Origin of the sequence: Streptomyces sp. NPDC002602, assembly GCF_042889445.1 — a bacterium.
GTDB lineage: Bacteria > Actinomycetota > Actinomycetes > Streptomycetales > Streptomycetaceae > Streptomyces.
The window spans coordinates 183,028-205,957 of sequence record NZ_JBIAQX010000011.1 but is presented as its reverse complement, the minus strand read 5'-3'; the positions used below and the strand labels follow the sequence as shown (position 1 = coordinate 205,957).

The 22,930-nt window shown below is 70.4% G+C and carries 19 protein-coding genes and 1 pseudogene; 8 read left to right on the top strand and 12 right to left on the bottom strand.

Annotated elements, in window-relative coordinates:
• Positions 1–39 precede the first annotated feature (39 nt).
• Entirely contained in the window at positions 40–1,149 is a 1,110-nt protein-coding gene (locus ACFYW3_RS26375) for an alpha/beta hydrolase-fold protein (protein WP_351749392.1), read from the bottom strand.
• A gap of 152 nt (positions 1,150–1,301) precedes the next feature.
• Between ACFYW3_RS26375 and ACFYW3_RS26370 the strand changes: the two genes are divergently transcribed.
• From ACFYW3_RS26370 to ACFYW3_RS26345, 6 genes are all read left to right on the top strand, one after another.
• Entirely contained in the window at positions 1,302–3,152 is a 1,851-nt protein-coding gene (locus ACFYW3_RS26370; protein ID WP_351749394.1) for a phosphatidylglycerol lysyltransferase domain-containing protein, read from the top strand.
• A 223-nt stretch (positions 3,153–3,375) separates the two neighbouring features.
• Positions 3,376–4,248, top strand: coding sequence for a dihydropteroate synthase (gene folP / locus ACFYW3_RS26365; RefSeq protein WP_351371866.1), 873 nt, complete (start codon positions 3,376–3,378; stop codon positions 4,246–4,248).
• A gap of 85 nt (positions 4,249–4,333) precedes the next feature.
• Positions 4,334–4,720 (top strand): nuclear transport factor 2 family protein, encoded by a 387-nt coding sequence (locus ACFYW3_RS26360; protein WP_389387541.1) that lies wholly within the window; start codon positions 4,334–4,336, stop codon positions 4,718–4,720.
• Positions 4,721–4,850: 130 nt separating this feature from the next.
• Positions 4,851–5,210, top strand: a complete 360-nt coding sequence (gene folB / locus ACFYW3_RS26355) for a dihydroneopterin aldolase (RefSeq protein ID WP_053678462.1) — start codon at positions 4,851–4,853, stop codon at positions 5,208–5,210.
• The gene (gene folK / locus ACFYW3_RS26350; RefSeq protein ID WP_351749398.1) at positions 5,207–5,815 is read left to right on the top strand and encodes a 2-amino-4-hydroxy-6-hydroxymethyldihydropteridine diphosphokinase; all 609 of its coding nucleotides are present in this window, start codon (positions 5,207–5,209) and stop codon (positions 5,813–5,815) included. Before folB ends, folK begins: the two co-directional genes overlap by 4 nt.
• A 54-nt stretch (positions 5,816–5,869) precedes the next feature.
• Positions 5,870–6,358: a DUF3180 domain-containing protein gene (locus ACFYW3_RS26345; protein WP_329444366.1), complete on the top strand. Its 489-nt coding sequence runs from the start codon at positions 5,870–5,872 to the stop codon at positions 6,356–6,358.
• Between the two features lie 115 nt (positions 6,359–6,473).
• On the opposite strand, the gene folE is transcribed toward ACFYW3_RS26345, so the two are convergent.
• The 6 genes from folE to dacB all read right to left on the bottom strand — a co-directional run bounded on the left by folE (position 6,474) and on the right by dacB (position 14,116).
• Positions 6,474–7,082 carry a GTP cyclohydrolase I FolE gene (folE, locus tag ACFYW3_RS26340; protein WP_053678468.1) on the bottom strand — a complete coding sequence of 203 codons (609 nt, stop codon included), beginning with the start codon at positions 7,080–7,082 and terminating at the stop codon, positions 6,474–6,476.
• Between the two features lie 94 nt (positions 7,083–7,176).
• Positions 7,177–9,207 (bottom strand): ATP-dependent zinc metalloprotease FtsH, encoded by a 2,031-nt coding sequence (ftsH, locus tag ACFYW3_RS26335; RefSeq protein ID WP_351749399.1) that lies wholly within the window; start codon positions 9,205–9,207, stop codon positions 7,177–7,179.
• A 248-nt stretch (positions 9,208–9,455) separates the two neighbouring features.
• Positions 9,456–10,016 carry a hypoxanthine phosphoribosyltransferase gene (hpt, locus tag ACFYW3_RS26330; RefSeq protein WP_053678471.1) on the bottom strand — a complete coding sequence of 187 codons (561 nt, stop codon included), beginning with the start codon at positions 10,014–10,016 and terminating at the stop codon, positions 9,456–9,458.
• A gap of 68 nt (positions 10,017–10,084) precedes the next feature.
• Positions 10,085–11,143: a tRNA lysidine(34) synthetase TilS gene (tilS, locus tag ACFYW3_RS26325; RefSeq protein ID WP_351749401.1), complete on the bottom strand. Its 1,059-nt coding sequence runs from the start codon at positions 11,141–11,143 to the stop codon at positions 10,085–10,087.
• Positions 11,144–11,493: 350 nt separating this feature from the next.
• Positions 11,494–12,639 carry a zinc-dependent metalloprotease gene (locus tag ACFYW3_RS26320; protein ID WP_351749403.1) on the bottom strand — a complete coding sequence of 382 codons (1,146 nt, stop codon included), beginning with the start codon at positions 12,637–12,639 and terminating at the stop codon, positions 11,494–11,496.
• Positions 12,640–12,691: 52 nt separating this feature from the next.
• A complete protein-coding gene (dacB, locus tag ACFYW3_RS26315) occupies positions 12,692–14,116 on the bottom strand; it encodes a D-alanyl-D-alanine carboxypeptidase/D-alanyl-D-alanine-endopeptidase (protein ID WP_351749405.1) in 1,425 nt (474 codons plus the stop codon).
• 162 nt (positions 14,117–14,278) lie between these two features.
• Here dacB and ACFYW3_RS26310 point away from each other — a divergent pair, with 162 nt between their 5' ends.
• Positions 14,279–14,773: an inorganic diphosphatase gene (locus ACFYW3_RS26310; protein ID WP_008742522.1), complete on the top strand. Its 495-nt coding sequence runs from the start codon at positions 14,279–14,281 to the stop codon at positions 14,771–14,773.
• A 300-nt stretch (positions 14,774–15,073) separates the two neighbouring features.
• A complete protein-coding gene (locus tag ACFYW3_RS26305) occupies positions 15,074–16,720 on the top strand; it encodes a threonine/serine exporter family protein (protein WP_351749407.1) in 1,647 nt (548 codons plus the stop codon).
• 179 nt (positions 16,721–16,899) lie between these two features.
• On the opposite strand, the gene ACFYW3_RS26300 is transcribed toward ACFYW3_RS26305, so the two are convergent.
• The 5 genes and pseudogenes from ACFYW3_RS26300 to ACFYW3_RS26280 form a co-directional block, all read right to left on the bottom strand.
• Positions 16,900–17,604: a DedA family protein gene (locus ACFYW3_RS26300; RefSeq protein ID WP_389387517.1), complete on the bottom strand. Its 705-nt coding sequence runs from the start codon at positions 17,602–17,604 to the stop codon at positions 16,900–16,902.
• 141 nt (positions 17,605–17,745) lie between these two features.
• Positions 17,746–18,504, bottom strand: a complete 759-nt coding sequence (locus ACFYW3_RS26295) for a MerR family transcriptional regulator (RefSeq protein WP_351749409.1) — start codon at positions 18,502–18,504, stop codon at positions 17,746–17,748.
• A gap of 77 nt (positions 18,505–18,581) precedes the next feature.
• The gene (locus ACFYW3_RS26290; protein ID WP_351749411.1) at positions 18,582–19,136 is read right to left on the bottom strand and encodes a DinB family protein; all 555 of its coding nucleotides are present in this window, start codon (positions 19,134–19,136) and stop codon (positions 18,582–18,584) included.
• A gap of 176 nt (positions 19,137–19,312) precedes the next feature.
• Positions 19,313–21,379 (bottom strand): annotated as a pseudogene (gene mrdA, locus ACFYW3_RS26285) (penicillin-binding protein 2); the annotation flags it as partial.
• Positions 21,380–21,442: 63 nt separating this feature from the next.
• Positions 21,443–22,900: an aldehyde dehydrogenase family protein gene (locus tag ACFYW3_RS26280; RefSeq protein WP_389387516.1), complete on the bottom strand. Its 1,458-nt coding sequence runs from the start codon at positions 22,898–22,900 to the stop codon at positions 21,443–21,445.
• Positions 22,901–22,930: the final 30 nt, after the last annotated feature.

Genomic DNA, 22,930 nt, shown 5'->3' with positions numbered 1-22,930 from the left:
GTCGGGCGGGGGCGGTGGGACCGAAAGGCGGTGGGGCGGTCAGGCCTGGATACGGCCGCTCATCCACGTCAGCATCGGCGGGATCTCGCGCCGCCAGGTGTTGAAGTTGTGGCCGCCGCTGTCGAGGATGATCGAGGAGACCCGGTCCGGCCCCTTGACCAGCTTGATGAACTTGCGGGTGTCGCCGAGGTTCGGCTCGCCCTTCTCACTGCTGGTGACCAGGAAGGACGTACCGGCCGGCTTCTTGTTCCGCATGCTCTGCAGCACGTCCGCACGCTTCTTCAGCTTGTCGTCGCCGTGGAACAGGTCACCGGTCGTCGGGTCGTCGGGAGCCTCGTAGTACGCGGAGAGGCCGGCGGCGGCGCCGAAGGTCTGCGGGTAGTGCGCGGCGATCTTCAGGGCGCAGTAGCCGCCCGTCGAGTTCCCGATGAAGCCCATGTTCTGCGGCTTCTTGCCGACCCGGAAGGTGCTCTGGATGGCCTGCGGCAGGTCCTGGCCGAAGAAGGTCTCGGTCTGCGGGCCACCGGGTATGTCGACGCACTCGGTGTCACGCGGCGGCGCGATCGTCGGGCGCAGCATGACCAGGATCATCGGCTTCATCTTGCCCGCCTTGGACAGGCTGAAGGCCTTCATGGGGTAGTCGAGGCCTTTGATCAGGTTCTCGGCGGTGCCCGGGTAGCCTGTCAGCACGATCGACGCGGGGAAGTTCTGGTCCTTGTAGCGCGGCTGGAAGTACTCCGGCGGCAGCCACACGTACCCGGGGCTCGTTATCTTCGACTTCTGACCCGTTATGGCGACCTTCAGGATCTGACCACCGACCTGGGGCTTCCCGCCGCCCGGGACGTCCAGCTTCTGCTTGTCGACGACCTTGATGTCCTTGGTGCTCATCGAGTGGTCGACGACCTTGCCGATCGACGTCTCCTGACCGAAGAGGTCGGCCCAGGAACCGTAGAAGAGGAACGACTTGTTGGCTCCGAGCCCCACCGCCGCGAACAGCGCCAACTGCGTGGCGAGCAGGAGACCGACCCGGCCCACGTAAGCGCGCCAGGTGCGGCCCGAGAGCCGAGGCCAGAACCAGAGCGTGAGCGCGAAGAGCACCACGCCGGCGATGATGGCCAGGACCAGAACCGTATTACTGGTGAGACCCATGAGCAGTCAGTCGTCTTTCTGATGGCAGGACGGGAAATTTCCGACGGAAGAGTGAACCTGCTCCCCGTCGATGTCGTCCTAATGGACGCACCACACCCCGAAGGCTGTTGCGGCCTTCGGCCACATGATCTCTCGCGGAGCAACGGGAAGCGATGTCTAGCAGGATAGATGGCGATAAGTCGGGACAGGTTCCGAGCGGGGTGCGCCGAATCCTCCGTGGCCCACGGCCGGAGTCGGTACCCGGCCTGGTAGGTACGGCCGTCATGATCGTCGGCCTTCTGGACATCGCGGCCGGAGTCTTCCCGCGATTCCGACACAGCAGGATCCACGCGGTCACCGAGGTGCTCCCCGGATCCCTCGGCCCGTTCGCCGCCGCCCTCTCCATCAGCGCCGGCGTCCTGCTCCTGCTGCTGGCCCACGGCCTCAAGCGGCACAAGCGGCGCGCCTGGCGCGCCTCCGTCGTCCTGCTCCCCGCCGGTGCGGTGGCGCAGTTCACCTACAGGCACTCCGTCATCGGCGTGATCATCGCGGCGGTGCTTCTCGCCCTGCTCCTGCGCCACCAGAACGAGTTCAAGGCACTCCCCGACCCGCGCAGCCGCTGGAAGGCGCTGGCCAACTTCGTGCTGATGAGCGCCGGCTCCATCGGCCTCGGCCTGGTCATCGTCAACGTCCACCCGGGCAAGGTCGTCGGCCACCCCAGCCTCTCCGAGCAGATCAGCCACGTCGTGTACGGCCTCTTCGGCATCGAGGGCCCCGTCCAGTACGCGGGCCGGGTCTCCTGGACCGTCGGATACTCCCTCGGCGCCCTCGGCATGCTCACCGCGGTCACCACGATCTACCTGGCCTTCCGCCCCGAACACCCGGCCGCGCGACTCACCGCCGACGACGAGACCAAGCTGCGCGAACTGCTCTCCAAGCACGGCGGCCGCGACTCCCTCGGCCACTTCGCGCTCCGCCGCGACAAGGCCGTCGTCTTCTCCCCCAGCGGCAAGGCCGCCGTCACCTACCGCGTCGTCTCCGGCGTGATGCTCGCCTCCGGCGACCCGGTCGGCGACGTCGAGGCCTGGCCCGGCGCGATCGAACGGTTCATGGAGGAGGCCAAGGCCCACTCCTGGACCCCGGCCGTCATGGGCTGCAGCGAGACCGGGGGCGAGGTCTGGACCCGGGAAACCGGTCTGGACGCCCTTGAGCTGGGTGACGAGGCGATTGTCGATGTCAAAGACTTCTCCCTCTCGGGCCGCGCCATGCGCAATGTCCGCCAGATGGTGAAGCGCATCGAGCGCAACGGCTACACCACCAAGGTGCGCCGTGTGAGCGACCTCACCGAACGCGAACTCGAACAGGTCCGCGGCGCCGCCGACGCGTGGCGCGGCACCGACACCGAGCGCGGCTTCTCCATGGCGCTCGGCCGGGTCGGCGACCCGGGCGACGGCGACTGCTTCATCGCCACCGCGCACCGCGAGGAAGAGGGCGACACCAGCCCCTTCGGCGACCTGAAGGCCGTCCTGCACTTCGTCCCCTGGGGCAAGGACGGCATGTCGCTGGAGCTGATGCGCCGCGACCGGGCCGCCGACCCCGGCATGAACGAACTCCTGATCGTGGCTTCCCTGGAGGCCGCCCCCGCGCTGAAGATCGAGAAGGTCTCCCTGAACTTCGCGATGTTCCGCTCGGCCCTCGCCCGCGGCGAGAAGATCGGCGCCGGCCCGGTGCTGCGCGTGTGGCGCGGCCTGCTGGTCTTCCTGTCCCGCTGGTTCCAGATCGAGTCCCTGTACAAGTTCAACGCGAAGTTCCGCCCCCGCTGGGAACCCCGCTTCGTCGTCTTCCGGCACACCCGCGACCTGCCCCGCATCGGCTTCGCCGCGATGCAGGCCGAGGGGTTCGTCACGCTGGCACTGCCCCGGCTGTTCGCCGGCCGCCGCCGGCCCAAGCCGGTCCGCACCTGCGCCCACCACCAGATGGCGAAGGTGCCGCCCCAGGCCGAGCGCGAGGTCCAGGCGGCCTGAGCCCGCCCGGCCCGGACCATGCCCGGCCCCGTCCCGTACGGCCCCGCCCCCACCCGGGCGGGGCCGTCCGCGTTCCACGGGCCCCCGACGCCCCGCAGGCCCCTCGACGTCCCCCAGGCCCCTCGACGCCCCGCAGGCCCCTCGACGTCCCCCAGGCCCCTCGACACAGGGCCGAAACGTCTCGGAGCCCTGTCATATCCAGGTCAGCTCTACTCTTGGACCCATGAACACGAACCACGGGGTCACCGCCAGGGGCCGGGTGACAGGCCTGCCGGAGTGGGATCGCTGCGGGGTCATGGGCGTCGTCAACGTCACCCCCGACTCGTTCTCCGACGGGGGCCGCTGGTTCGACACCACCGCCGCGGTCAAGCGCGGCCTCGACCTCGTCGCGCAGGGCGCCGACCTCGTGGACGTCGGCGGCGAGTCCACCCGCCCCGGCGCCTCCCGCGTCGACGCCGCCGAGGAACTGCGCCGCGTCGTCCCCGTGGTCCGCGGCCTGGCATCCGAGGGAATCGCCGTCTCCGTGGACACCATGCGCGCCGAGGTCGCCGCCCGGGCCGTCGCGGCCGGCGCCGTCCTCGTCAACGACGTCAGCGGCGGACTCGCCGACCCCGGCATGATCCCGGCCGTCGCCGCCGCCGAGGTGCCGTTCGTCGTCATGCACTGGCGCGGGTTCAGCGCCGGCATGAACAACCTGGCCGTGTACGAGGACGTCGTCGCCGAGGTCACCGCCGAACTGCGCGAGCGGATCGACGCGGTCGTCACCGGCGGCATCGCCCCCGAACGGCTCCTCGTCGACCCGGGCCTGGGCTTCGCGAAGAACGCCGAGCACGACCTGGCCCTGGTCGCCCACCTGCGCGAGCTGCGGGCACTGGGCTTCCCGCTCCTGGTCGCCGCCTCGCGGAAGCGTTTCCTCGGCCGGGTCCTGGCGGGCGCGGACGGTGCCGCCCCGCCGCCCGCCCGCGAACGCGACGCCGCCACCGCCGCCGTGTCCGCCATCGCCGCCCACCAGGGCGCCTGGGCGGTACGGGTACACGAGGTACGGGCCACCGCGGACGCGGTTCGGGTGGCCCGTGCGGTGGAAGGGGCACTGTGATCCGTCGTACCGACAAGGAAGGAGCACGGTGAGCCGTACCGACATCGAAGCCGTCGAAGAGGTCAACACGGCCTTCTACGAGGCCATGGAGCAGGGGGACTTCGACGCACTGTCGGCGCTCTGGCTGGAGGACGAGATCTCCTGCGTCCACCCGGGCTGGCCCGTGCTGTCGGGACGGGGCGAGGTGCTGCGCTCCTACGCCCTGATCATGTCCCACACCGAGTACATCCAGTTCTTCCTCACCGACACCAAGGTCACCGTCATAGGCGACACCGCACTCGTCACCTGCACCGAGAACATCCTCAGCGGCGGCCCCGCAGAGGACGGCGGCGAACTGGGTCCCCTGGTCGGTCAGCTGGTCGTCGCCACGAATGTGTTCCGACGCACACCGGAGGGCTGGCGGCTCTGGTCCCACCACGGTTCACCGGTCCTCACGGACTCCGAAGATGAGGACGAAGAGGACTCCGACTGACCCCAAGGGCGGGGGGCGACGTACATCGCAGGTAAATTCGAAGGCGGACGACGCCGACCGCACTCGGCGTAGGCCCATGGCCCCGGGGAGTCCCGGGGCGAATGCACCTACGAAAGTTGGAGTGATTCGCGTGGATCGTGTCGCGCTGCGCGGCCTCAAGGCTCGCGGGCACCACGGCGTCTTCCCCCGGGAACGCGAGGAAGGCCAGACCTTCATCGTGGACCTGGTGCTCCACCTCGACACCCGACCCGCGGCGGCCGGAGACGATCTGGCTAAGACCGTGCACTACGGGGTAGTCGCGGAAGAAGTCGTCGATGTGGTCCAGGGAGAGCCCGTCGACCTGATCGAGACGCTCGCCGAGCGAATCGCCCAGCAGTGCCTGAAGCACGAAGCGGTGGCGCAGGTGGAGGTCATCGTCCACAAGCCGGACGCGCCGATCACCGTCCCCTTCGACGACGTGACCATCACGATCACCCGGAGCCGCGCATGAACAACGGACTGAACGCCCAGAGCGACCCCACCGTCCAGCCGGTGCCCGCCTCCGTAGTCGAGGCGGTCGACGCGGCGGACGTCACCCTGTCCAACCCGAAATGGGCCGTGGTCGCGCTGGGCGCGAACCTCGGCAACCGGCTGGAGACCCTCCAGGGCGCCATCGACGCCCTGGAGGACACCCCGGGCCTGCGGGTCAAGGCCGTCTCCCCCGTCTACGAGACCGAGCCGTGGGGCGTCGAGCCCGGCTCGCAGCCCGCGTACTTCAACGCGGTCATCGCGGTGAAGACCACCCTGCCGCCGTCCTCGCTCCTGGAGCGCGGGCACGCCATCGAAGAGGCCTTCGACCGCGTCCGCGAGGAACGCTGGGGGCCCCGCACCATCGACGTCGACATCGTCGCGTACGCGGACGTGATCTCCGAGGACCCCGTCCTCACCCTCCCGCACCCGCGGGCGCACCAGCGCGCCTTCGTGCTGGCCCCCTGGCACGACATCGACCCGGAGGCCCAGCTCCCGGGCCGCGGCGCGGTCGCCACCCTGCTGGCCGGAATCGGCCTCACCGGGGTCACGCCGCGACCCGACCTGGAACTCCACCTCCCCGACTAGTCGTTAGCCTGTTCACTGCCTGACGAATCGGTGCGGAAAGCGGGGAACGGGTACGTGAAGCAACTGAGGCCGGCGGTCCTGGCGGGCATCTTCCTGATCGCCGGGGTGCTGTCCTGGGCGGGCGCCCGGCTGTGGAACTCCTACGGCACGCTGCCGGGCGTCCCCCTGGCCGCCCCGATCGTGCTCGCGGTCATCGCCGTGGTGCTCTTCGCGACGGCCCTGTCGATGCGCGCCCGGCTCAAGGCCCAGCGCGAACGCCGCCCCGGAGCCAAGGGCGTGGAGCCCCTGATGGCTGCCCGCGCGGTGGTCTTCGGACAGGCCAGCGCCCTGGTCGCGGCGCTCGTGGCGGGCATGTACGGCGGCGTCGGCGTCTTCCTGCTGACGGACGCACTCGACGTGCCCGCCCGCCGCGACCAGGCCTGGTACGCGGGCGGCTCGGTGCTGGCGGGCGCGGCGGTCATCGCCGCCGCCCTGTTCCTGGAACACGTCCTGAAGCTCCCGGAGGACGACGACACCGCCCCCGAGGCCCCGGCCCCGGCCTGAGAGGCCCGGGGCGAGGCCCCGGCTTCTCACGGGTCCCGGCAGACCCATAGACGGCGGTACACGCCTCCCGGACCGCCGGCCCGGTGCCCGAACCTCCCCGGTGCCGTGAGCGGGCTCAGGGAGCCATGATCAGGCTCATCGCCTCGTTGCGCGTCGCCGGGTCACGGAGCTGACCGCGAACGGCGGAGGTGATGGTCTTCGCGCCCGGCTTGCGGACCCCGCGCATGGTCATGCACATGTGCTCGCACTGGATGACCACGATGACCCCCCGCGGATCCAGGATCTCCATGACCGACTCGGCGATCTGGGTGGTCAACCGTTCCTGCACCTGCGGGCGGCGGGCGAACACGTCCACCAGGCGGGCGAGCTTCGACAGTCCGGTGATCTTGCCGTCGGTGGACGGGATGTAGCCGACGTGCGCCACGCCGTGGAAGGGGACCAGATGATGTTCACAGGTACTCATGACCTCGATGTCCTTCACCAGGACCATCTCGTCGTGACCGAGGTCGAAGGTCGTCGTCAGGACGTCCTCCGGGCGCTGCCGCAGACCGGCGAATATCTCCTTGTACGCCCGCGCCACCCTTCCCGGGGTCGCCAGCAGGCCCTCGCGGTCCGGGTCCTCGCCGACCGCGATCAGGAGTTCCCGGACGGCCGCCTCGGCGCGCTTCTCGTCGAACTCGCCGATCGTGCCCTCGCCACCGGTCAGGGTCACTGGGTCGGTCATCTCTTCCTCGTTCCTGTCTACGCACACGCGCACGTGAAAGTGCCGCGCCCCCCAGGCTAGAACCTGGGGGGCGCGGCATCCATTCCGGGACTGATCAGGCCTCGGGACGCTCCTCCGGGGAGGGCTCCGGGTCCTTGTCCACCGACACGGCCGGCGTCGCAGCCGAGGTGCCGTTCGCCGAGTTCGTCAGCTGGAGCTCCTTGGGAGAGAGCACCGGCGGACGGGTGGAGGGGGTGCGGCGGGAGGAACCGGTCCACGCGGGGCGGGCCGGACGCTTCACGATGGTGGAGAAGACCTCGGCGATCTGCTCCTTGTTCAGCGTTTCCTTCTCCAGCAGCGCGAGGACGAGGTTGTCGAGGACGTCGCGGTTCTCGACCAGGATCTCCCAGGCCTCGTTGTGCGCGGTCTCGATGAGCTTCTTGACCTCTTCGTCGACCAGCGCCGCGACCTCTTCCGAGTAGTCCCGCGGGTGCGACATCTCGCGCCCGAGGAACGGCTCGGTGTTGTCGCCGCCGAACTTGATCGCACCGAGACGCTCGGTCATGCCGTACTGCGTGACCATCGCGCGGGCCGTGGCGGTGGCCTTCTCGATGTCGTTCGCCGCACCGGTGGTCGGGTCGTGGAAGACCAGTTCCTCGGCCGCGCGCCCGCCCAGCATGTACGCCAGCTGGTCGAGCATCTCGTTGCGCGTGGTCGAGTACTTGTCCTCGTCGGGCAGGACCATGGTGTAACCCAGGGCCCGACCGCGGGACAAGATCGTGATCTTGTGGACCGGGTCGGAGTTCGGGGAGGCCGCCGCGACCAGGGCGTGTCCGCCCTCGTGGTACGCGGTGATCTTCTTTTCCCGGTCCGACATGATCCGGGTCCGCTTCTGCGGGCCCGCCACGACACGGTCGATCGCCTCGTCCAGGGCGTGGTTGTCGACCAGCTTCTTGTCCGAGCGGGCCGTGAGCAGCGCGGCCTCGTTCAGGACGTTGGAGAGGTCGGCACCCGTGAAGCCGGGCGTGCGACGGGCGACCGCGCCCAGGTCGACGTCCGGGGCGACCGGCTTGCCCTTCTGGTGGACCTTGAGGATCTCCAGACGGCCCTGCATGTCGGGACGGTCGACCGCGATCTGCCGGTCGAAGCGGCCCGGACGCAGCAGCGCGGGGTCGAGGATGTCGGGCCGGTTCGTGGCGGCGATCAGGATGACGCCGCCCTTCACGTCGAAGCCGTCCATCTCGACGAGCAGCTGGTTGAGGGTCTGCTCACGCTCGTCGTGACCGCCGCCGAGACCCGCACCGCGGTGCCGGCCGACTGCGTCGATCTCGTCGACGAACACGATCGCCGGAGCGTTGGCCTTGGCCTGTTCGAACAGGTCGCGGACACGCGAGGCACCGACACCGACGAACATCTCGACGAAGTCGGAACCGGAGATCGAGTAGAAGGGAACACCGGCCTCGCCCGCGACGGCACGCGCGAGCAGGGTCTTGCCGGTGCCGGGCGGGCCGTAGAGCAGCACGCCCTTGGGGATCTTGGCGCCGACCGCCTGGAACTTCGCCGGCTCCTGGAGGAACTCCTTGATCTCGTGGAGTTCCTCGACGGCCTCGTCCGCGCCCGCGACATCGGCGAACGTCGTCTTCGGGGTGTCCTTGGTGATCAGCTTGGCCTTGGACTTCCCGAAGTTCATCACCCGGGAGCCACCGCCCTGCATCTGATTCATCAGGAACAGGAAGACGACCACGATGAGGACGAAGGGCAGCAGCGAGAGCAGCACGCTGAGGAACGGGCTGGTCTTGTCCGGCGAGACGGTGTAACCGTCCGGGATCTGACCGGCTTCGTACTTGGTCTGGAGGTTCTGGGCGAGTTGGACGCCCTGGTCCCCGATGTAGTTGGCCTGGAACTTGGTGCCGTCGTTGTCGCCGAGCTTCTGGTTCTTCTTCAGCTCGATCTTGATCATCTGGCTGTCACCGGTGGTGAGCTTGGCGCTCTCCACCTGGCCACTGTTGATCGCCTTGATGACCTCGCTGGTCTCCACCGACTTGTAGCCGCCGCCGGAGCCGACGACGTTCATCAACACGACCACGGCGAGGACGGCCAGCACGATCCACATGACCGGCCCACGGAAGTATCGCTTCACGTCCATCCATACGGGGCGCTAGGCACCCCGTCCCTCCTGCCCGTAGGTAAATGCTGCTGTGAGTAAAGACTGTTCTTCGGAATGTACCCCTGAATTGTCACCCGCTGCCTCGTGGGACGGCTGACAGACCCACCTTCCCCTGCTCCAACGGCGGGAATCGCCTCCAGGTTCCCCAGGTTTCCCTGTCGGTTCCCCGGAGGCCACGGGGTGTGCCGCGCCCGGCGTCGGGACGCGGCCGCGTGCGGCCGTCGGAGTCAGCCGCCGTACACGTGCGGGGCGAGCGTGCCGACGAACGGCAGGTTGCGGTACTTCTCCGCGTAGTCCAGGCCGTATCCGACGACGAACTCGTTCGGGATGTCGAAGCCGACCCACTTCACGTCGATCGCGACCTTGGCGGCCTCGGGCTTGCGCAGCAGCGTGACGACCTGCAGCGACGCCGGCTCGCGCGAGCCCAGGTTCGACAGCAGCCAGGACAGCGTCAGGCCCGAGTCGATGATGTCCTCGACGATCAGGACGTGCTTGCCCTTGATGTCGGTGTCGAGGTCCTTGAGGATCCGGACCACGCCCGAGGACTGGGTCCCGGCGCCGTAGGAGGACACCGCCATCCAGTCCATGGTGAGGGGGGTGGACAAGGCGCGTGCCAGGTCCGCCATCACCATCACCGCGCCCTTGAGCACACCGACGATGAGCAGGTCCTTGCCCGCGTACTCCGCGTCGATCTTCGCTGCCAGCTCGGCGAGCTTCGCGTCGATCTCTTCCTTGGTGATGAGCACCGACTCGAGGTCGGAACCCATGTCCTTCTCGTCCACCCGCATCACTTTCGTTGTCGGCCGCGACTCCGGAGGTGGGTGCCTCCGGAGGCTCAGCCGCGTTTCAGCACCGATCAGCCCTGCCGAATGACAAGTCTGCCACCCTGCCGCTGGGCCTCGACCCGGCCGGGCAGGTTGATGGCGCCCTGACCGCGCCATCCGGTGATGAGCCGGTCCACTTCCTCGATGTGACGGGCGAAGAGCGAGCCTGCGGGGGAGCCGGCGGCGACCACGGCCCTGCGCAGTACGCGGCGACGGACGGCGGGGGGCAGCGCGTACAGCTTCGCGCACTCCAGGCGGCCGTCCGCGTCGCGGACGCCGGCGTCCGCGTCGGCGGCCCAGGCGTCGAGGGCGTCGGCGTCGTCCCGGGAGAGCTGGGCGGTGCGGGCGAGCGCCTCCACGACCCCCTTGCCCAGCGCCTTTTCCAGGGCGGGCAGTCCCTCGTGGCGCAGCCGGGAGCGCGTGTAGGCCGGGTCGATGTTGTGCGGGTCGTCCCAGACGGGGAGCGACTGGACCATGCAGGCCTTGCGGGCGGTCTGCCGGTCGATCCCCAGGAAGGGGCGGCGGTAGCGGTTGGTGCGGCCGGGTCCGCCGGACTTCTCCGCCATGCCGGAGAGGGAGCGGGTGCCGGAGCCGCGGGCGAGGCCCAGCAGGACGGTTTCGGCTTGATCGTCCCGGGTGTGGCCGAGCAGGACGGCGGCGGCTCCGAGCCGGTCGGCGGTCGCGTCCAGGGCTCCGTAGCGGGCGTCGCGGGCGGCGGCCTCGGGCCCGCCGTCACGGCCGACGCGCACGGCGACGGACTCCACCGGGTCGAGGCGGAGGGCGGTCATGCGGCTGACGACTTCGGCGGCGCGCAGGTCGGAGCCGGCCTGGAGGCCGTGGTCGACGGTGACGCCACCGGCGCGGATGCCGAGTTTGGGGGCCTCGAAGGCGAGGGCGGAGGCGAGGGCCATGGAGTCGGCGCCGCCGGAGCAGGCGACGAGGACGAGCGGCGGGGTGCCGGGCGCGGTGCGACGGTCGGCGGGACGGCCGGTCGGGTGTGGTTCGATCGGATCGGTGAGGTCGGTGAGGACGTCGTGGAGTACGCGGCGGACCGCCAGGCGTATCGCCGCGACCGCAGGATGGGGACCCATGTCCGGTGCCCTTCGTGGAGTTCGGATGCCTCGGAGGCGTTGGGGTGGTGCGCAGGGGTGTTCGGTGGTGCCGGTGATCGGCGGGGTTCTCCGCGAGGAGCCTCCGGCGAGTACCGGTTGTCACTCAGAGTGCGTCGATGGTGACAGAACCGAGCCGTTCCCCGAGCATCGCACGCCCTTCCACGGCCCACGGTCCCTCGGACGGGTGACGCTGTTTCCCCCAACGGGACAATTTCAAGCCTGCCGGGCGGGTGAGTCGGGGCACAGGAGCCCCCGGCGGGGCGCCGGGCCGCGCGCGCGGCGCGCCCGTCGGGCACCCCGCGTGCGCGGTATGCCCGGGGCGCGCGGGCTCACTCCGCTCCGCCGTCCTCGCTCCCCTTGCCGTGCACCCGGGCCACCCAGTCGGCGGGCCTGGCGATCTCCGCCTTGGTCGGCAGCGTGTTCGGGGAGGTCCAGACCCGGTTGAAGCCGTCCATGCCGACCTGGCCGACGACCGCGCGGACGAAGCGTTCGCCGTCGCGGTACTGGCGGAGCTTGGCGTCCAGGCCCAGCAGTTTGCGCAGGGTGGCGTCGAGCCGGCCGGCGCCGCTGGCCCGGCGCTGCTGGAACTTCTCCCGGATCTCGGCGACCGAGGGCACCACGTCGGGTCCGACGCCGTCCATGACGAAGTCGGCGTGGCCTTCGAGCAGGGACATGACGGCGGTGAGCCGGCCCAGCACCTCCCGCTGTTCGGGGGTCTGTACCAGCTCGACCAGCGAGCGGCCCTCGTCGCCGCCTTCGGCGTCGGGGCGGGCGCCCGCGAAGGACTGGGCGGCTTCGCGGAGCCGCTCCAGGACGGTCATGGGGTCCATCTCGGTGGCGCCGAGAAACGTCTGGATTTCGCCCTCGAGGTGGGCGCGGAGCCACGGGACGGCCGTGAACTGCGTACGGTGCGTCTCCTCGTGGAGGCAGACCCACAGGCGGAAGTCGTGCGGGTCGACGTCCAGCTCGCGTTCCACGTGCACGATGTTCGGCGCGACGAGCAGCAGTCGGCCGCCGCCGGCGGCGGAGCCCGGCAGGTCGAGGCCCGCCGGCGCGAAGGTCTCGTACTGGCCGAGCACCCGGGAGGCCAGGAAGCTGAGCAGCATGCCCAGCTCGACGCCGGTGACCTTGCCGCCGAACGCGCCGAGCACGGAGCCGCCGGGGGTTCCCGCGCGGCGCTCCTGCATCTTGCCGAGCAGGGGTCCCAGCAGTTCGCGGAAGCCGGCCACGTTGGCCTTGACCCAGCCGGCCCGGTCGACGACCAGGACGGGGGTGTCGTGCACCTCGGCGCCGTCGGGCAGCATCCGGGTGAAGTCGCGCACGTGCCGTTCCGAGGTCTTGGCGTGCCGGCGGAGTTCCGCCACCACCGCCCGGGCCTCGTCGCGGCTGACCTCCGGACCCGGCCGGACCAGCCGGGTCGCGGTCGCCACCGCGAGGTTCCAGTCGACCATCTCCACACCACCGATGCTCGTCATGCGTCAACCGTACGTGGACCGGCGCCGCGGCGGATCCCCCCGAAGGGCGCGGTCACGGCCCGGTTGTGCCCGCCACGGTGGCGGCCAGCTTGTCGAGGCCCTTCTCGGCAGCGGCGGGGTCGGGGCTGTTCGCCGTCAGGAACGCGAAGGCGAGCAACCGCCCGGACGGGTCCACGACGGTGCCGGCGAGGGCGTTGACCCCGCTCAGGGTGCCGGTCTTGGCGCGGACGAGACCGGCGGCCGGGGAGTTCCCGGCGTTGCGGGCGCGCAGGGTTCCGGAGAACCCGGCGACGGGCAGGCCGGTGAGGACCGGTCGCAGTTCGGGTCGCTCGGGGTCGGCGGACTTGGCGAGGAGGGAGGTGAGCAGGGCGGTGGTGACCCGGTCGGCGCGGGCGAGGCCGCTGCCGTCGGCGAACCGGGCGCCCGCGACGTCGACGCCGAGGGCGGCGAGTCGGGCGGCCACGGCCTTCTCCCCGCCCTCGAAGCTCGCGGGTTGTCCGGAGGCGATGGCGGTCTGGCGGGCCAGGGCCTCCGCGATGTCGTTGTCGCTGTTGGTGAGCATCCGCTCGACGAGGCCGCCCAGGGGGGTGGACAGGGTGGTGGCGAGCGGCTTGGCCCCGGTGGGGGCCTTGGCCTCGGTGGGGTCGCCGGTGACCTTGATGCCGCGTTCCGCGAGCAGGGCGGCGAAGGCGCGCGCGGTGTCGCCGGTGGGGTCCTCGGTGCGGTCGACGGGGCCGGAGACGGAGTCGTCGGGGCGGCCCTCGTCGGCCATGAGGGCGGTGACGGGGGCGATGTTGTCGTTGACGCCGATGGGGTGGCGGGTGGGGCCGCTGTAGAGCGAGTCGTCGTGGCCGAGGGCGATGGAGGTCGTCCCGGCGGCCTTGAGGGCGCGGGCCGTGTCGGCGGCGAGGGCGACGAGGCTGCCGCCGGAGCCGGCCGGTGCCTTCTTCTTGGCGGTGAGGGAGGGGTCGCCGCCGCCGACGAGCACGATCTGCCCGGGTCCGGTGCCGGGGACGACGGTGGTGCGGATCCGGTGTTCGGGGCCGAGGGCGGCCAGCGCGGCGGCGGCCGTGGCGATCTTGACCGTGGAGGCGGGGGTCATGGCCTCGCGCGCGCGGGATTCGAAGAGGACCTGGCCGGTGGCGGTGTCCACCACGGCGGCCGACCGGAGGTCGCCGAGCCCGCGGTCGGCCAGCAGCGGTTCCAGTGCCTCGGGCAGTCCGGGGCCGCCCGCGGTCACCTGTCGGGGCGTCCGGCCGATCCCGGCCAGTACCCCGGGTGCGCTCGGAGCCGCCTGCGGGAGGCCGCCGGCGGCGTGATCTGCGCCACCCGTACGGCTCCAGGAGGCGGCCCTGTCCCGCTCGGCCTTACGCTGGCCGGAGTCCCACGGACCGGCGGCGGCCACCGTCGCCAGCGAGAGGGCGAGGCCGGCCACGGCCGACCCCGCGATGAGCTGCCACGTCTTGTCCAATGGCACCTCGGACCAGCCCCTTTCGCGATCACACTTATGCGTGAGGGACACTTAACCACTGCGTCTTGCCGCGAGCATGGCACCCCACCCGGCAGGGCTGGATCGGACGCGCACGCAGGTGATCGACGCAGTCCCGAAGCAATGAAGCTGATCATGGAGGAGCAGGACGTGGAGTTCGACGTCACCATCGAGATCCCCAAGGGTTCGCGGAACAAGTACGAGGTGGACCACGAGACCGGCCGGATCCGTCTGGACCGTCGCCTCTTCACCTCGACCAGCTACCCGGCCGACTACGGCTTCGTCGAGAACACCCTGGGCGAGGACGGCGACCCGCTGGACGCGCTGGTCATCCTCGACGAGCCGACCTTCCCGGGCTGCCTGATCAAGTGCCGCGCGATCGGCATGTTCCGCATGACGGACGAGGCCGGCGGCGACGACAAGCTGCTGTGCGTCCCCGCCTCGGACCCGCGTGTCGAGCACCTGCGCGACATCCACCACGTGTCCGAGTTCGACCGCCTGGAGATCCAGCACTTCTTCGAGGTCTACAAGGACCTGGAGCCCGGCAAGTCCGTCGAGGGCGCCAACTGGGTCGGTCGCACCGAGGCCGAGGCCGAGATCGAGGCCTCGTACAAGCGCCTTGAGGCCCAGGGCGGCCACCACTGAGCTTCGGCTCGGTGACGGGTGGGCGGGACGGCCCGCCACCCCGATGACATCGCGGGCGGCATCCCCTTGCGAGAGGGGGTGCCGCCCGTTGTCGTTCCCGCGCGGCGCCCGCCACGCCCGCCCGCACCCGCCACGCCCGCCCGCACCCGCCCGCGCCCGCCACGCGTCCGCGCCGGGTGCGGGCGGGAAAGTCGGGCAGGCGGGAGTCGGGGCGCGGCTTCCGCTTTCGCCGTGGACGGGCGCGTTCCGCATACTGATGATCAGGCCGGCGGACGGACCGGCCGGTGAACTGGAGGACGGGTGGCGGAGGGCGAAGGCGTCGGTTCCGAGGACCGGAAGCCGAAATCCGACGAGGCGCGCAGTGCGTTCACGGCACCCGCCGGGATACACGCGGAGGCGCCGGAGGACGATCAACCGACCTCGGAGTTCGCCGTTCCGGACGGCTTGGCGTCGGTGGTCGCGGAGCCCGAGGGGTCGGCGTTCGCCACGCCGCACACCTACACGGCCGCGCAGTCCCCGCCGGCGTACACGCCCGGCCAGGGCTTCCCCGTGGTGCGGATGAAGGAGTCCCCCTGGCAGGACCGGATGCGCACGATGCTGCGCATGCCGGTGGACGTGCGGCCCGTGCCGGAGGCCGTGCAGCGGGTGAGCGAGTCCGGGCCCGCCGTGGGCCGCGTGCTCGACCTCACGCTGCGCATCGGCGAGCTGCTGCTGGCCGGTGGCGAGGGCGCGGAGGACGTGGAGGCGGCGATGTTCGCCGTGGCCCGCAGCTACGGCCTGGACCGCTGCGAGCCCACCGTCACCTTCACCATGTTGTCCGTCACGCACCAGCCCTCGCTGGTGGACGATCCGGTCTCGGCGAACCGGACGGTGCGCCGTCGCGGTACCGACTACAACCGGCTGGCGGCCGTCTTCCGGCTGGTGGACGACATCAGCGCCCACGAGATGGACGTCTCGTTGGAGGAGGCCTACCGTCGCCTCGCCGAGATCCGCCGCAACCGGCACCCCTACCCCGGGTGGATGCTCACCGCGTCCGCCGGGCTGCTCGCCGGGGCGGCCTCCACGCTGGTCGGCGGTGGGGTGCTGGTCTTCCTGGCCGCCGCGATCGGTGCGGTCCTGGGCGACCGGCTGGCGTGGTTGTGCGCGGGGCGCGGGCTGCCGGAGTTCTACCAGTTCGTGGTCGCCGCGATGCCGCCCGCCGCGATAGGGGTGGCGCTGAAGCTGGCCGACATCGACGTCAAGGCCTCGGCGGTGATCACCGGTGGGCTGTTCGCGCTGCTGCCGGGGCGGGCCCTGGTCGCGGCCGTGCAGGACGGCCTGACCGGCTACTACATCACCGCGTCGGCCCGACTGCTGGAGGTCATGTACCTCTTCATCGGCATCATCATGGGCGTGCTGGTCGTGCTGTACATCGGGCTCCAGCTCGACGCCCAGCCGAACCCCGACGAGGTCCTCCAGATCACCCAGCGGCCGCTGATCCAGATCGCCGCGTCGATGGTGCTGGTGTTCACCTTCGCGGTCCTGCTCCAGCAGGAACGTTCCACGGTGCTGATCGTGACGCTGAACGGTGCCGTCGCCTGGATCACCTACGGGGCCCTGCACTACGCGGGCGAGATCCCGCCCGTGCCGTCCACGGCCATCGCGGCCGGGCTGGTCGGCCTGTTCGGGCAGCTCTTCTCCCGCTACCGCTTCGCCTCCGCCCTGCCCTACACGACGGCGGCGATCGGCCCGCTGCTGCCGGGCTCGGCCACGTACTACGGACTGCTGCTGATCGCCGAGAACCGGTTCAACGAGGGACTCGGGTCGCTGGTGAACGCCGCGGCCATCGCCCTGGCCATCGCGATCGGCGTCAACCTCGGGTCGGAGGCCTCGCGGCTCTTCATGCGCATCCCGGGGGCCGCGAGCGCCGCCAACCGCCGGGCCGCGAAGCGCACCCGCGGGTTCTAGAGCCCTCCAGGCCCCCGTCTCGTACGACCGGGGCCTTGCAGGGCCCTCCGGTACGACGAACGCCCCGCGGACCGGAAGGTCGGGCGGGGCGTTCATCGTACGAGGGGCCGTGCGCGGCCCTGTGAGGCCGTGTGCGGGCCGGGGGGACGTGTGCGGGCCGGGGGGCCCACACGAGGGGGCTAGCGCTTCGCGTGCCGGCCGCGGCCACCGGGGGGCTGCGGGTCGTCCTGGGCACCGTCGCCGGGCCGGGCGGCGCCTTCGCCCGCCTTCGCCTTGTTCTTGCGCGCCTTGAGCACTTCGAAGATCACCGGGATGACGGAGATCAGCACGATCCCGATGAAGATCGTCTCGACGTTGTCCTTGATGACGTCGAACTGGCCGAGCTGGTAGCCGAGGCAGGTGACGCCCGCACCCCAGGCGATGCCGCCGATGACGTTGTAGGTCAGGAAGGTGCGGTACTTCATCTTGCCGGCGCCCGCGACCATCGGCGCGAAGGTGCGGATGATCGGCACGAAGCGGGCCAGCACGATCGCCTTGGGGCCGTGCTTCTCCATGAAGTCGTGCGCGGCGTCGAGATTCTCCCGCTTGAACACCTTGCTGTTCGGGCGGTTGAAGAGCTTCGGACCGAAGTACTTGCCGATCAGGTAGCCCACCTGGTCACCGATGATCGCGGCGGCCACGATCAGCGTGCACACGAGCCACAGCGGCTGGCTGATGTCGCCGCTCGCGACGAACAGGCCCGCGGTGAAGAGCAGGGAGTCGCCGGGCAGGAACGCGAAGAGGCCGGATTCCGCGAAGACGATGACCAGGATGCCGATCAGGCCGAAATGCCCGATCAGGTACTCCGGGGACAGCCACTCAGGGGCGAGCGCAAGCGTGTACACGAGTTCCGGGATCTCCTGGATCGGGGGGTGTGTGCGGGGACACGAGGCAGGACGGGTGGTTCCAATTATGAACGCACACGGTCCCCGCCAGGTTCCAGGTACCTGCGGGGACCGGGCGGGGAACTTCTGCCCGCGCCCCGGCTACACCTTCCGGATGGCGTTGGCGGTGATCGCGTCCCGCAGGTGCTCGGCGAGACCCGTCCGCATCGAGTCGTAGAACTCCTTGAACCGCTCGTCGGAGACGTACATCTCGCCGAGGCAGGTGTGCAGCTCGTACCCGCAGTCGTAGAACCACGTGCCGATGTGCTGCCGGTGCTCCTCGGCCATGTCCATGGCGCGCTCGCCGTCGGCCGGCTCCCCGGCGTCCATCAGGGCCGAGTAGCGCACGCCCCAGTCCGCCACCTGGTCCTGCATCAGCTTCCAGTCGTCCTTCGTGTACGTGGCGGCCCGGCGCTGCGATTCCGCGTAGGTCTCGGTGTCCCCCCAGCGCTCGCGCGCCTCCTGCTCGTACCGCTCGGGATCCTTGTCCCCGAACACCTCGAACCGTTCCTCGGGCGTGAGGTCGATGCCCATCTTCTTCGCCTCCATGGCGTGCTCGACGGCCTTGGCCATCTGCTGGAGCCGGGCGATCCGGTCGGTCAGGAGGGCGTGCTGCCGGCGCAGGTGCTCCCTCGGGTCCGATTCCGGATCGTCCAGCAATACGGCGACCTCGTCGAGCGGGAAGCCGAGCTCCCGGTAGAACAGGATGCGCTGCAACCGGTCGAGGTCGGCGTCGTCGTACCGCCGGTGCCCCGCGTGGTTGCGGCCGCTCGGGGAGAGCAGCCCGATCTCGTCGTAGTGGTGCAGGGTGCGCACCGTGACTCCGGCGAACCCGGCGACCTGGCCCACGGAATGGCCCATCGTTCCCGCTCCTCTGGTCGAGTACGCCCCTCACTGTGGTCCCTCACGCGGCGTGAGGTGCAAGCCCGCGCACCGCGTCAGTCGCGGTCGAGGGTCTGGCCGTTCTCCATGGCCACCAGCTCGAAGGCGGTCCTGCCGTCGAGGGACTCGCGGACGATGTCGGCGTGGCCCGCGTGCCGGGCGTGCTCCTCCACGAGGTGCATCAGCAACCAGCGCATCGAGACCCGGCCCTCCTTGGGGAACCAGGGTGCCTCGGGCAGCGGGAAGGTGTCGTCCAGGCTCGGCACCGCGCGGACGAACTCCTCCAGTTCGGCGGCGACACCCTCCCAGAAGGCCGACAGCGCGGGGACGGACTCGCCCTCGACGAGGCGGAAGCCGTCGCCCCAGGTCTGCTCGGTGCGCTGCTTCTCGTTCGGCTTCTGCTGGGCCATCCGCAGCCAGTTCAGTTCCGTTTCCGCGACGTGCTTGAGCAGCCCCGACAGGGACAGCTCGCTCGCGCTGGGACGGCTCGCGGCCTGTTCCTCGGTCAGTCCGAGGAGGGAGCGGCGCAGGGCGCCGCGCTGGGCCTCCACGAAGGAGAGGAGCGCGCCGCGCTCGTCGCCGTGGGCCTCTGCGGGGACGTGGGTGACCATGGGAACCGACCGCCTTCGTTCGTGCGCTCCTGCTGACGAGAGACACGTTACGAAGGCTTGCGGACAGGTTCTGTCCGCATTGGGCGAGCGTCGGGCACCGGTTCCTCCAGATGCCCGATGCCCGAACCCGTGCCGCCGTGCCCCCGTGCCGCCGTGCCCCGTGCCGCCTAGCGGGCTTCCGGCTTGATCGCCGGGAGTGCCGTGCGGGGCTTGGGCAGGAGGGCCTTGGAGAGGTCCTGCTTGCCGGCGTCGTCGAGGCCGTACATGGCCTCGTAGATGTTGCGGACCGCCGGGCCCGAGGCCCCGGAGCCGGTGCCGCCCTGCGAGATCGTCATCACGATCGAGTAGTCGGCGGTGTACGAGGCGAACCACGAGGTGGTCTGCTTGCCCTGGACCTCGGCGGTACCGGTCTTCGCGTGCATCGGGATCTGCTTCTGCGGCCAGCCGCCGAAGCGCCAGGCGGCGCTGCCGTCGGTGACCACGGAGGCCAGGGCCTGGTCGATGTTGTCCCGGAGCTTGCGGTCCATGGGGAGGCGGCCCAGTTCCTTGGGGGCGATCTCCCGGGCCGAGGTGCCGTCGGGGCTGATGACGGCCTTGCCGACGGCGGGCTGGTGCAGGGTCCCGCCGTTGGCGATGGCCGCGTAGACGGAGGCCATCTGGAGCGGGGTGACGAGGGTGTCGCCCTGGCCGATGGAGTAGTTGATCGCGTCGCCCTCGCGGAGCTGGTTGCCCTGGCGGCAGTTCTCGTAGGCGATCCGCTCGCCGTAGGTGCCGTCCTTCTTGCCGTCCCGGCACCAGGCGGCCTTGCTCGCCTCGAAGAAGTCCTTCTTCCACTGCCGGTCGGGGACCCGGCCGGGCACCTCGCTGGGCAGGTCGATGCCGGTGCGCTTGCCCAGGCCGAACTCGTGGGCCGTCTTGAAGAACCAGTCCTCGGGGTTCTTCTTGGGCTTGATGCCGCCGTCCTTCTTCCACTCGCGGTCCGCGATGCCGTAGTAGACGGTGTCGCAGGAGACTTCGAGGGCCTTGCCGATGGTGATGTCCCCGTAGCCCTGGGACTCGAAGTTGGTGAAGGTCTGGTTGCCCACCGAGTAGGAGCTGGGGCAGGGGTAGCGGCCGTTGAACGGGTAGCCGGCGTTCACGGCGGCCGTGGAGGTGACCACCTTGAAGATGGAGCCGGGGGCCGCCTGGCCCTGGATGGCCCGGTTCAGCAGCGGGTAGTTGGAGCCCTTCTCGGTGAGGGCCTTGTAGTCCTTGGCCGAGATCCCGCCGACCCAGGCGTTGGGGTCGTAGGTCGGGTTGGAGGCCATGGCGACGATCCGGCCGGTCTTGGACTCCATGACGACGACGGCGCCGGAGTCGGCCTCGTAGTTGCGGTGCGTGTTCTTGTCGTAGCCCTTGCGGGCCTCGATCATCGCGCCGTTCAGTTCCCGCTCGGCGACGGCCTGCACACGCGAGTCGATCGAGGTGACGACGTTCGATCCGGGCTGCGGCTTCACGCTCTCGGCCTGCCCGATGACCCGGCCGAGGTTGTCCACCTCGTAGTGGGTCACGCCGGCCTTGCCCCGGAGCTCCTTGTCGTACGTGCGCTCCAGGCCGGAGCGGCCCACCTGGTCGGAGCGCAGGTAGGGGGAGTCCGAGTTCTTGGCCTTGGTGATCTCCTCGTCGGTGACCGGCGAGAGGTAGCCCAGCACCTGTGAGGTGTTGGCCTGGTCCGGGGCGGCGTAGCGGCGCAGGGCGGTCGGTTCGGCGGTGATGCCGGGGAACTGCTCGGCGTGCTCGCGTATCTCCAGGACCTGCTCGGTGGTCGCCTCGTCGGTGATGGGGATCGGCTGGTACGGGGAACCGTTCCAGCAGGGCTTGGGGGTCTTGGCGTCACACAGCCGGACGCTGTCGGTGACCTCGGTGGCGTCGAGCCCGAGGACCCCGGCGAGCCGGGTCAGGACCTCCTTGCCGCGGTCCTTCATCTTCGACAGGTCGGTGCGGCTCGCGGAGACCACCATGCGGGTCTCGTTGTCGGCCAGCGGGACCCCTCGGGAGTCGAGGATGGAACCGCGCACGGCGGGCTGGACCACCTGCTGGGTGTGGTTGTTCTTCGCCTCGTCCGTGTATTCCTGGCCGTTGCGGATCTGGAGGTACCAGAGGCGCCCGCCGAGCGTGAGCAGCAGCGAGAAGACCACTATCTGGATGATCACGAGGCGGTTCTGGACCCGCTGGGTCCGCCCGGTCTCCGGAATGTTGGTCAACTCGGCTCTCCCCGGGACGTGCGCGCCTGCAGCTTGCCCGGCCGAGTCTAAGAGGAGCCCCGGCTAGAACGGGAACTGCGTCCGTCCGTGCTGCACCGAGATCCACTTCTGGGTGGTGAAGGCCTCCACCGTGGCATCGCCGTTCAGCCGACCCAGGCCCGAGGCCTTCTCGCCTCCGAAGGCCGCCAGCGGCTCGTCGCCGATGGTGGAGTCGTTGACGTGGATCATCCCGGTCTCGATCCGCTGCGCGAAGCGGACCCCGCGTTCCACGTCGCGCGTGTGCACCGCTCCGCTGAGTCCGTACGGGGTCGCGTTCGTGAGCCGGACCGCGTCGTCCTCTCCGTCGAAGACCATCAGCAGCGCGACGGGGCCGAAGATCTCCTGGGCCAGCAGCGGGGAGTCCTCGGGGAGGCCGGACAGCACGGTCGGTTCGACGAGGTTGCCGCGCGTAGACCCTCGTACGAGCGCCTGGGCGCCGGACTCGACGGCGCGGTCCACGAGGGCGGTGAGGGCGTCGGCCTGGAAGGAGTTGATCAGGGGGCCGATGTGGGTGTCGGCCTCGCGCGGGTCACCGGTCTTCAGGCCGCGCACCCGCGCGGTGAACTTCGCGGTGAACTCCTCGGCGACCGAGGCGTCGACGAGGATGCGGTTGGCGGCCATGCAGACCTGGCCCTGGTACACGAACCGGCTGAAGACGGCCGCGTCCACCGCGTAGTCGAGATCGGCGTCGTCGAGGACGACCAGCGCGCTGTTGCCGCTGAGTTCCAGGACGGTCCGCTTGAAGTGGCGGGCGGCGACCGCGCCGACGTGGCGTCCGACCCGGTCCGAACCGGCGAAGGAGATCACCTTCGGGACGGGGTGGGTGAGGATCGCGTCGCCTATCTCGGCGATGTCGGTGACCAGGACGTTGAGGAGGCCGGCCGGGAGGCCCGCGTCCTCGAAGATCTTGGCGATGACCCCGCCGCCGATCACGGGCGCGTTCTGGTTCGGCTTGATCAGGACGGCGTTGCCGAGGGCCAGGGCCGGGGCGACGGACTTGAGCGTGACCAGGAAGGGGAAGTTGAAGGGGCTGATGACCGCGACGACGCCGACGGGGAGCCGCTGGACGCGGTTCTCCTTGCCCGCGACCAGCGAGGGCAGGACGCGGCCCTCGGGGCGGACGGCGAGTTGGATCGCCTCGCGGATGAACTCCATCGCGAGGTCGACCTCGTACTCGGCCTTGGGGCGGGTCCCGCCGAGCTCGTCGATCATCGCCTCGACGATTTCCTTGCGGCGCTCCTCGGTGATCCGCAGGGCCCGCTCCAGGACGGCGCGTCTCGCGTAGGGGCTGGTGGTGGCCCATTCCCTCTGGGCGCGCTCGGCGGCGCGGTAGGCCTGGTCCACCTGCTCGACGGTGGCCACGGTGATGGCCGCGAGCTTCTCCCCGTTGTACGGGTTGACGTCGATGATGTCCCACGAACCGGTGCCGGCCAGCCATTCGCCGTCGATGTACTGGTGAGCCAGGTCGTCGAATATGGACATGCCATCCCTTACTGCGAGCGCGCACCCGTG

What these genes read in the sequence shown, in the direction of transcription:
- ACFYW3_RS26375 (WP_351749392.1), bottom strand. Translation starts at nt 1,149, where the DNA reads ATGGGTCTCACCAGTAATACGGTTCTGGTCCTGGCCATCATCGCCGGC.
- ACFYW3_RS26370 (WP_351749394.1), top strand. Translation starts at nt 1,302, where the DNA reads ATGTCTAGCAGGATAGATGGCGATAAGTCGGGACAGGTTCCGAGCGGG.
- folP (WP_351371866.1), top strand. Translation starts at nt 3,376, where the DNA reads ATGAACACGAACCACGGGGTCACCGCCAGGGGCCGGGTGACAGGCCTG.
- ACFYW3_RS26360 (WP_389387541.1), top strand. Translation starts at nt 4,334, where the DNA reads ATGGAGCAGGGGGACTTCGACGCACTGTCGGCGCTCTGGCTGGAGGAC.
- folK (WP_351749398.1), top strand. Translation starts at nt 5,207, where the DNA reads ATGAACAACGGACTGAACGCCCAGAGCGACCCCACCGTCCAGCCGGTG.
- folE (WP_053678468.1), bottom strand. Translation starts at nt 7,082, where the DNA reads ATGACCGACCCAGTGACCCTGACCGGTGGCGAGGGCACGATCGGCGAG.
- ftsH (WP_351749399.1), bottom strand. Translation starts at nt 9,207, where the DNA reads ATGGACGTGAAGCGATACTTCCGTGGGCCGGTCATGTGGATCGTGCTG.
- hpt (WP_053678471.1), bottom strand. Translation starts at nt 10,016, where the DNA reads ATGCGGGTGGACGAGAAGGACATGGGTTCCGACCTCGAGTCGGTGCTC.
- tilS (WP_351749401.1), bottom strand. Translation starts at nt 11,143, where the DNA reads ATGGGTCCCCATCCTGCGGTCGCGGCGATACGCCTGGCGGTCCGCCGC.
- ACFYW3_RS26320 (WP_351749403.1), bottom strand. Translation starts at nt 12,639, where the DNA reads ATGACGAGCATCGGTGGTGTGGAGATGGTCGACTGGAACCTCGCGGTG.
- ACFYW3_RS26295 (WP_351749409.1), bottom strand. Translation starts at nt 18,504, where the DNA reads ATGGGCCATTCCGTGGGCCAGGTCGCCGGGTTCGCCGGAGTCACGGTG.
- ACFYW3_RS26290 (WP_351749411.1), bottom strand. Translation starts at nt 19,136, where the DNA reads ATGGTCACCCACGTCCCCGCAGAGGCCCACGGCGACGAGCGCGGCGCG.
- ACFYW3_RS26280 (WP_389387516.1), bottom strand. Translation starts at nt 22,900, where the DNA reads ATGTCCATATTCGACGACCTGGCTCACCAGTACATCGACGGCGAATGG.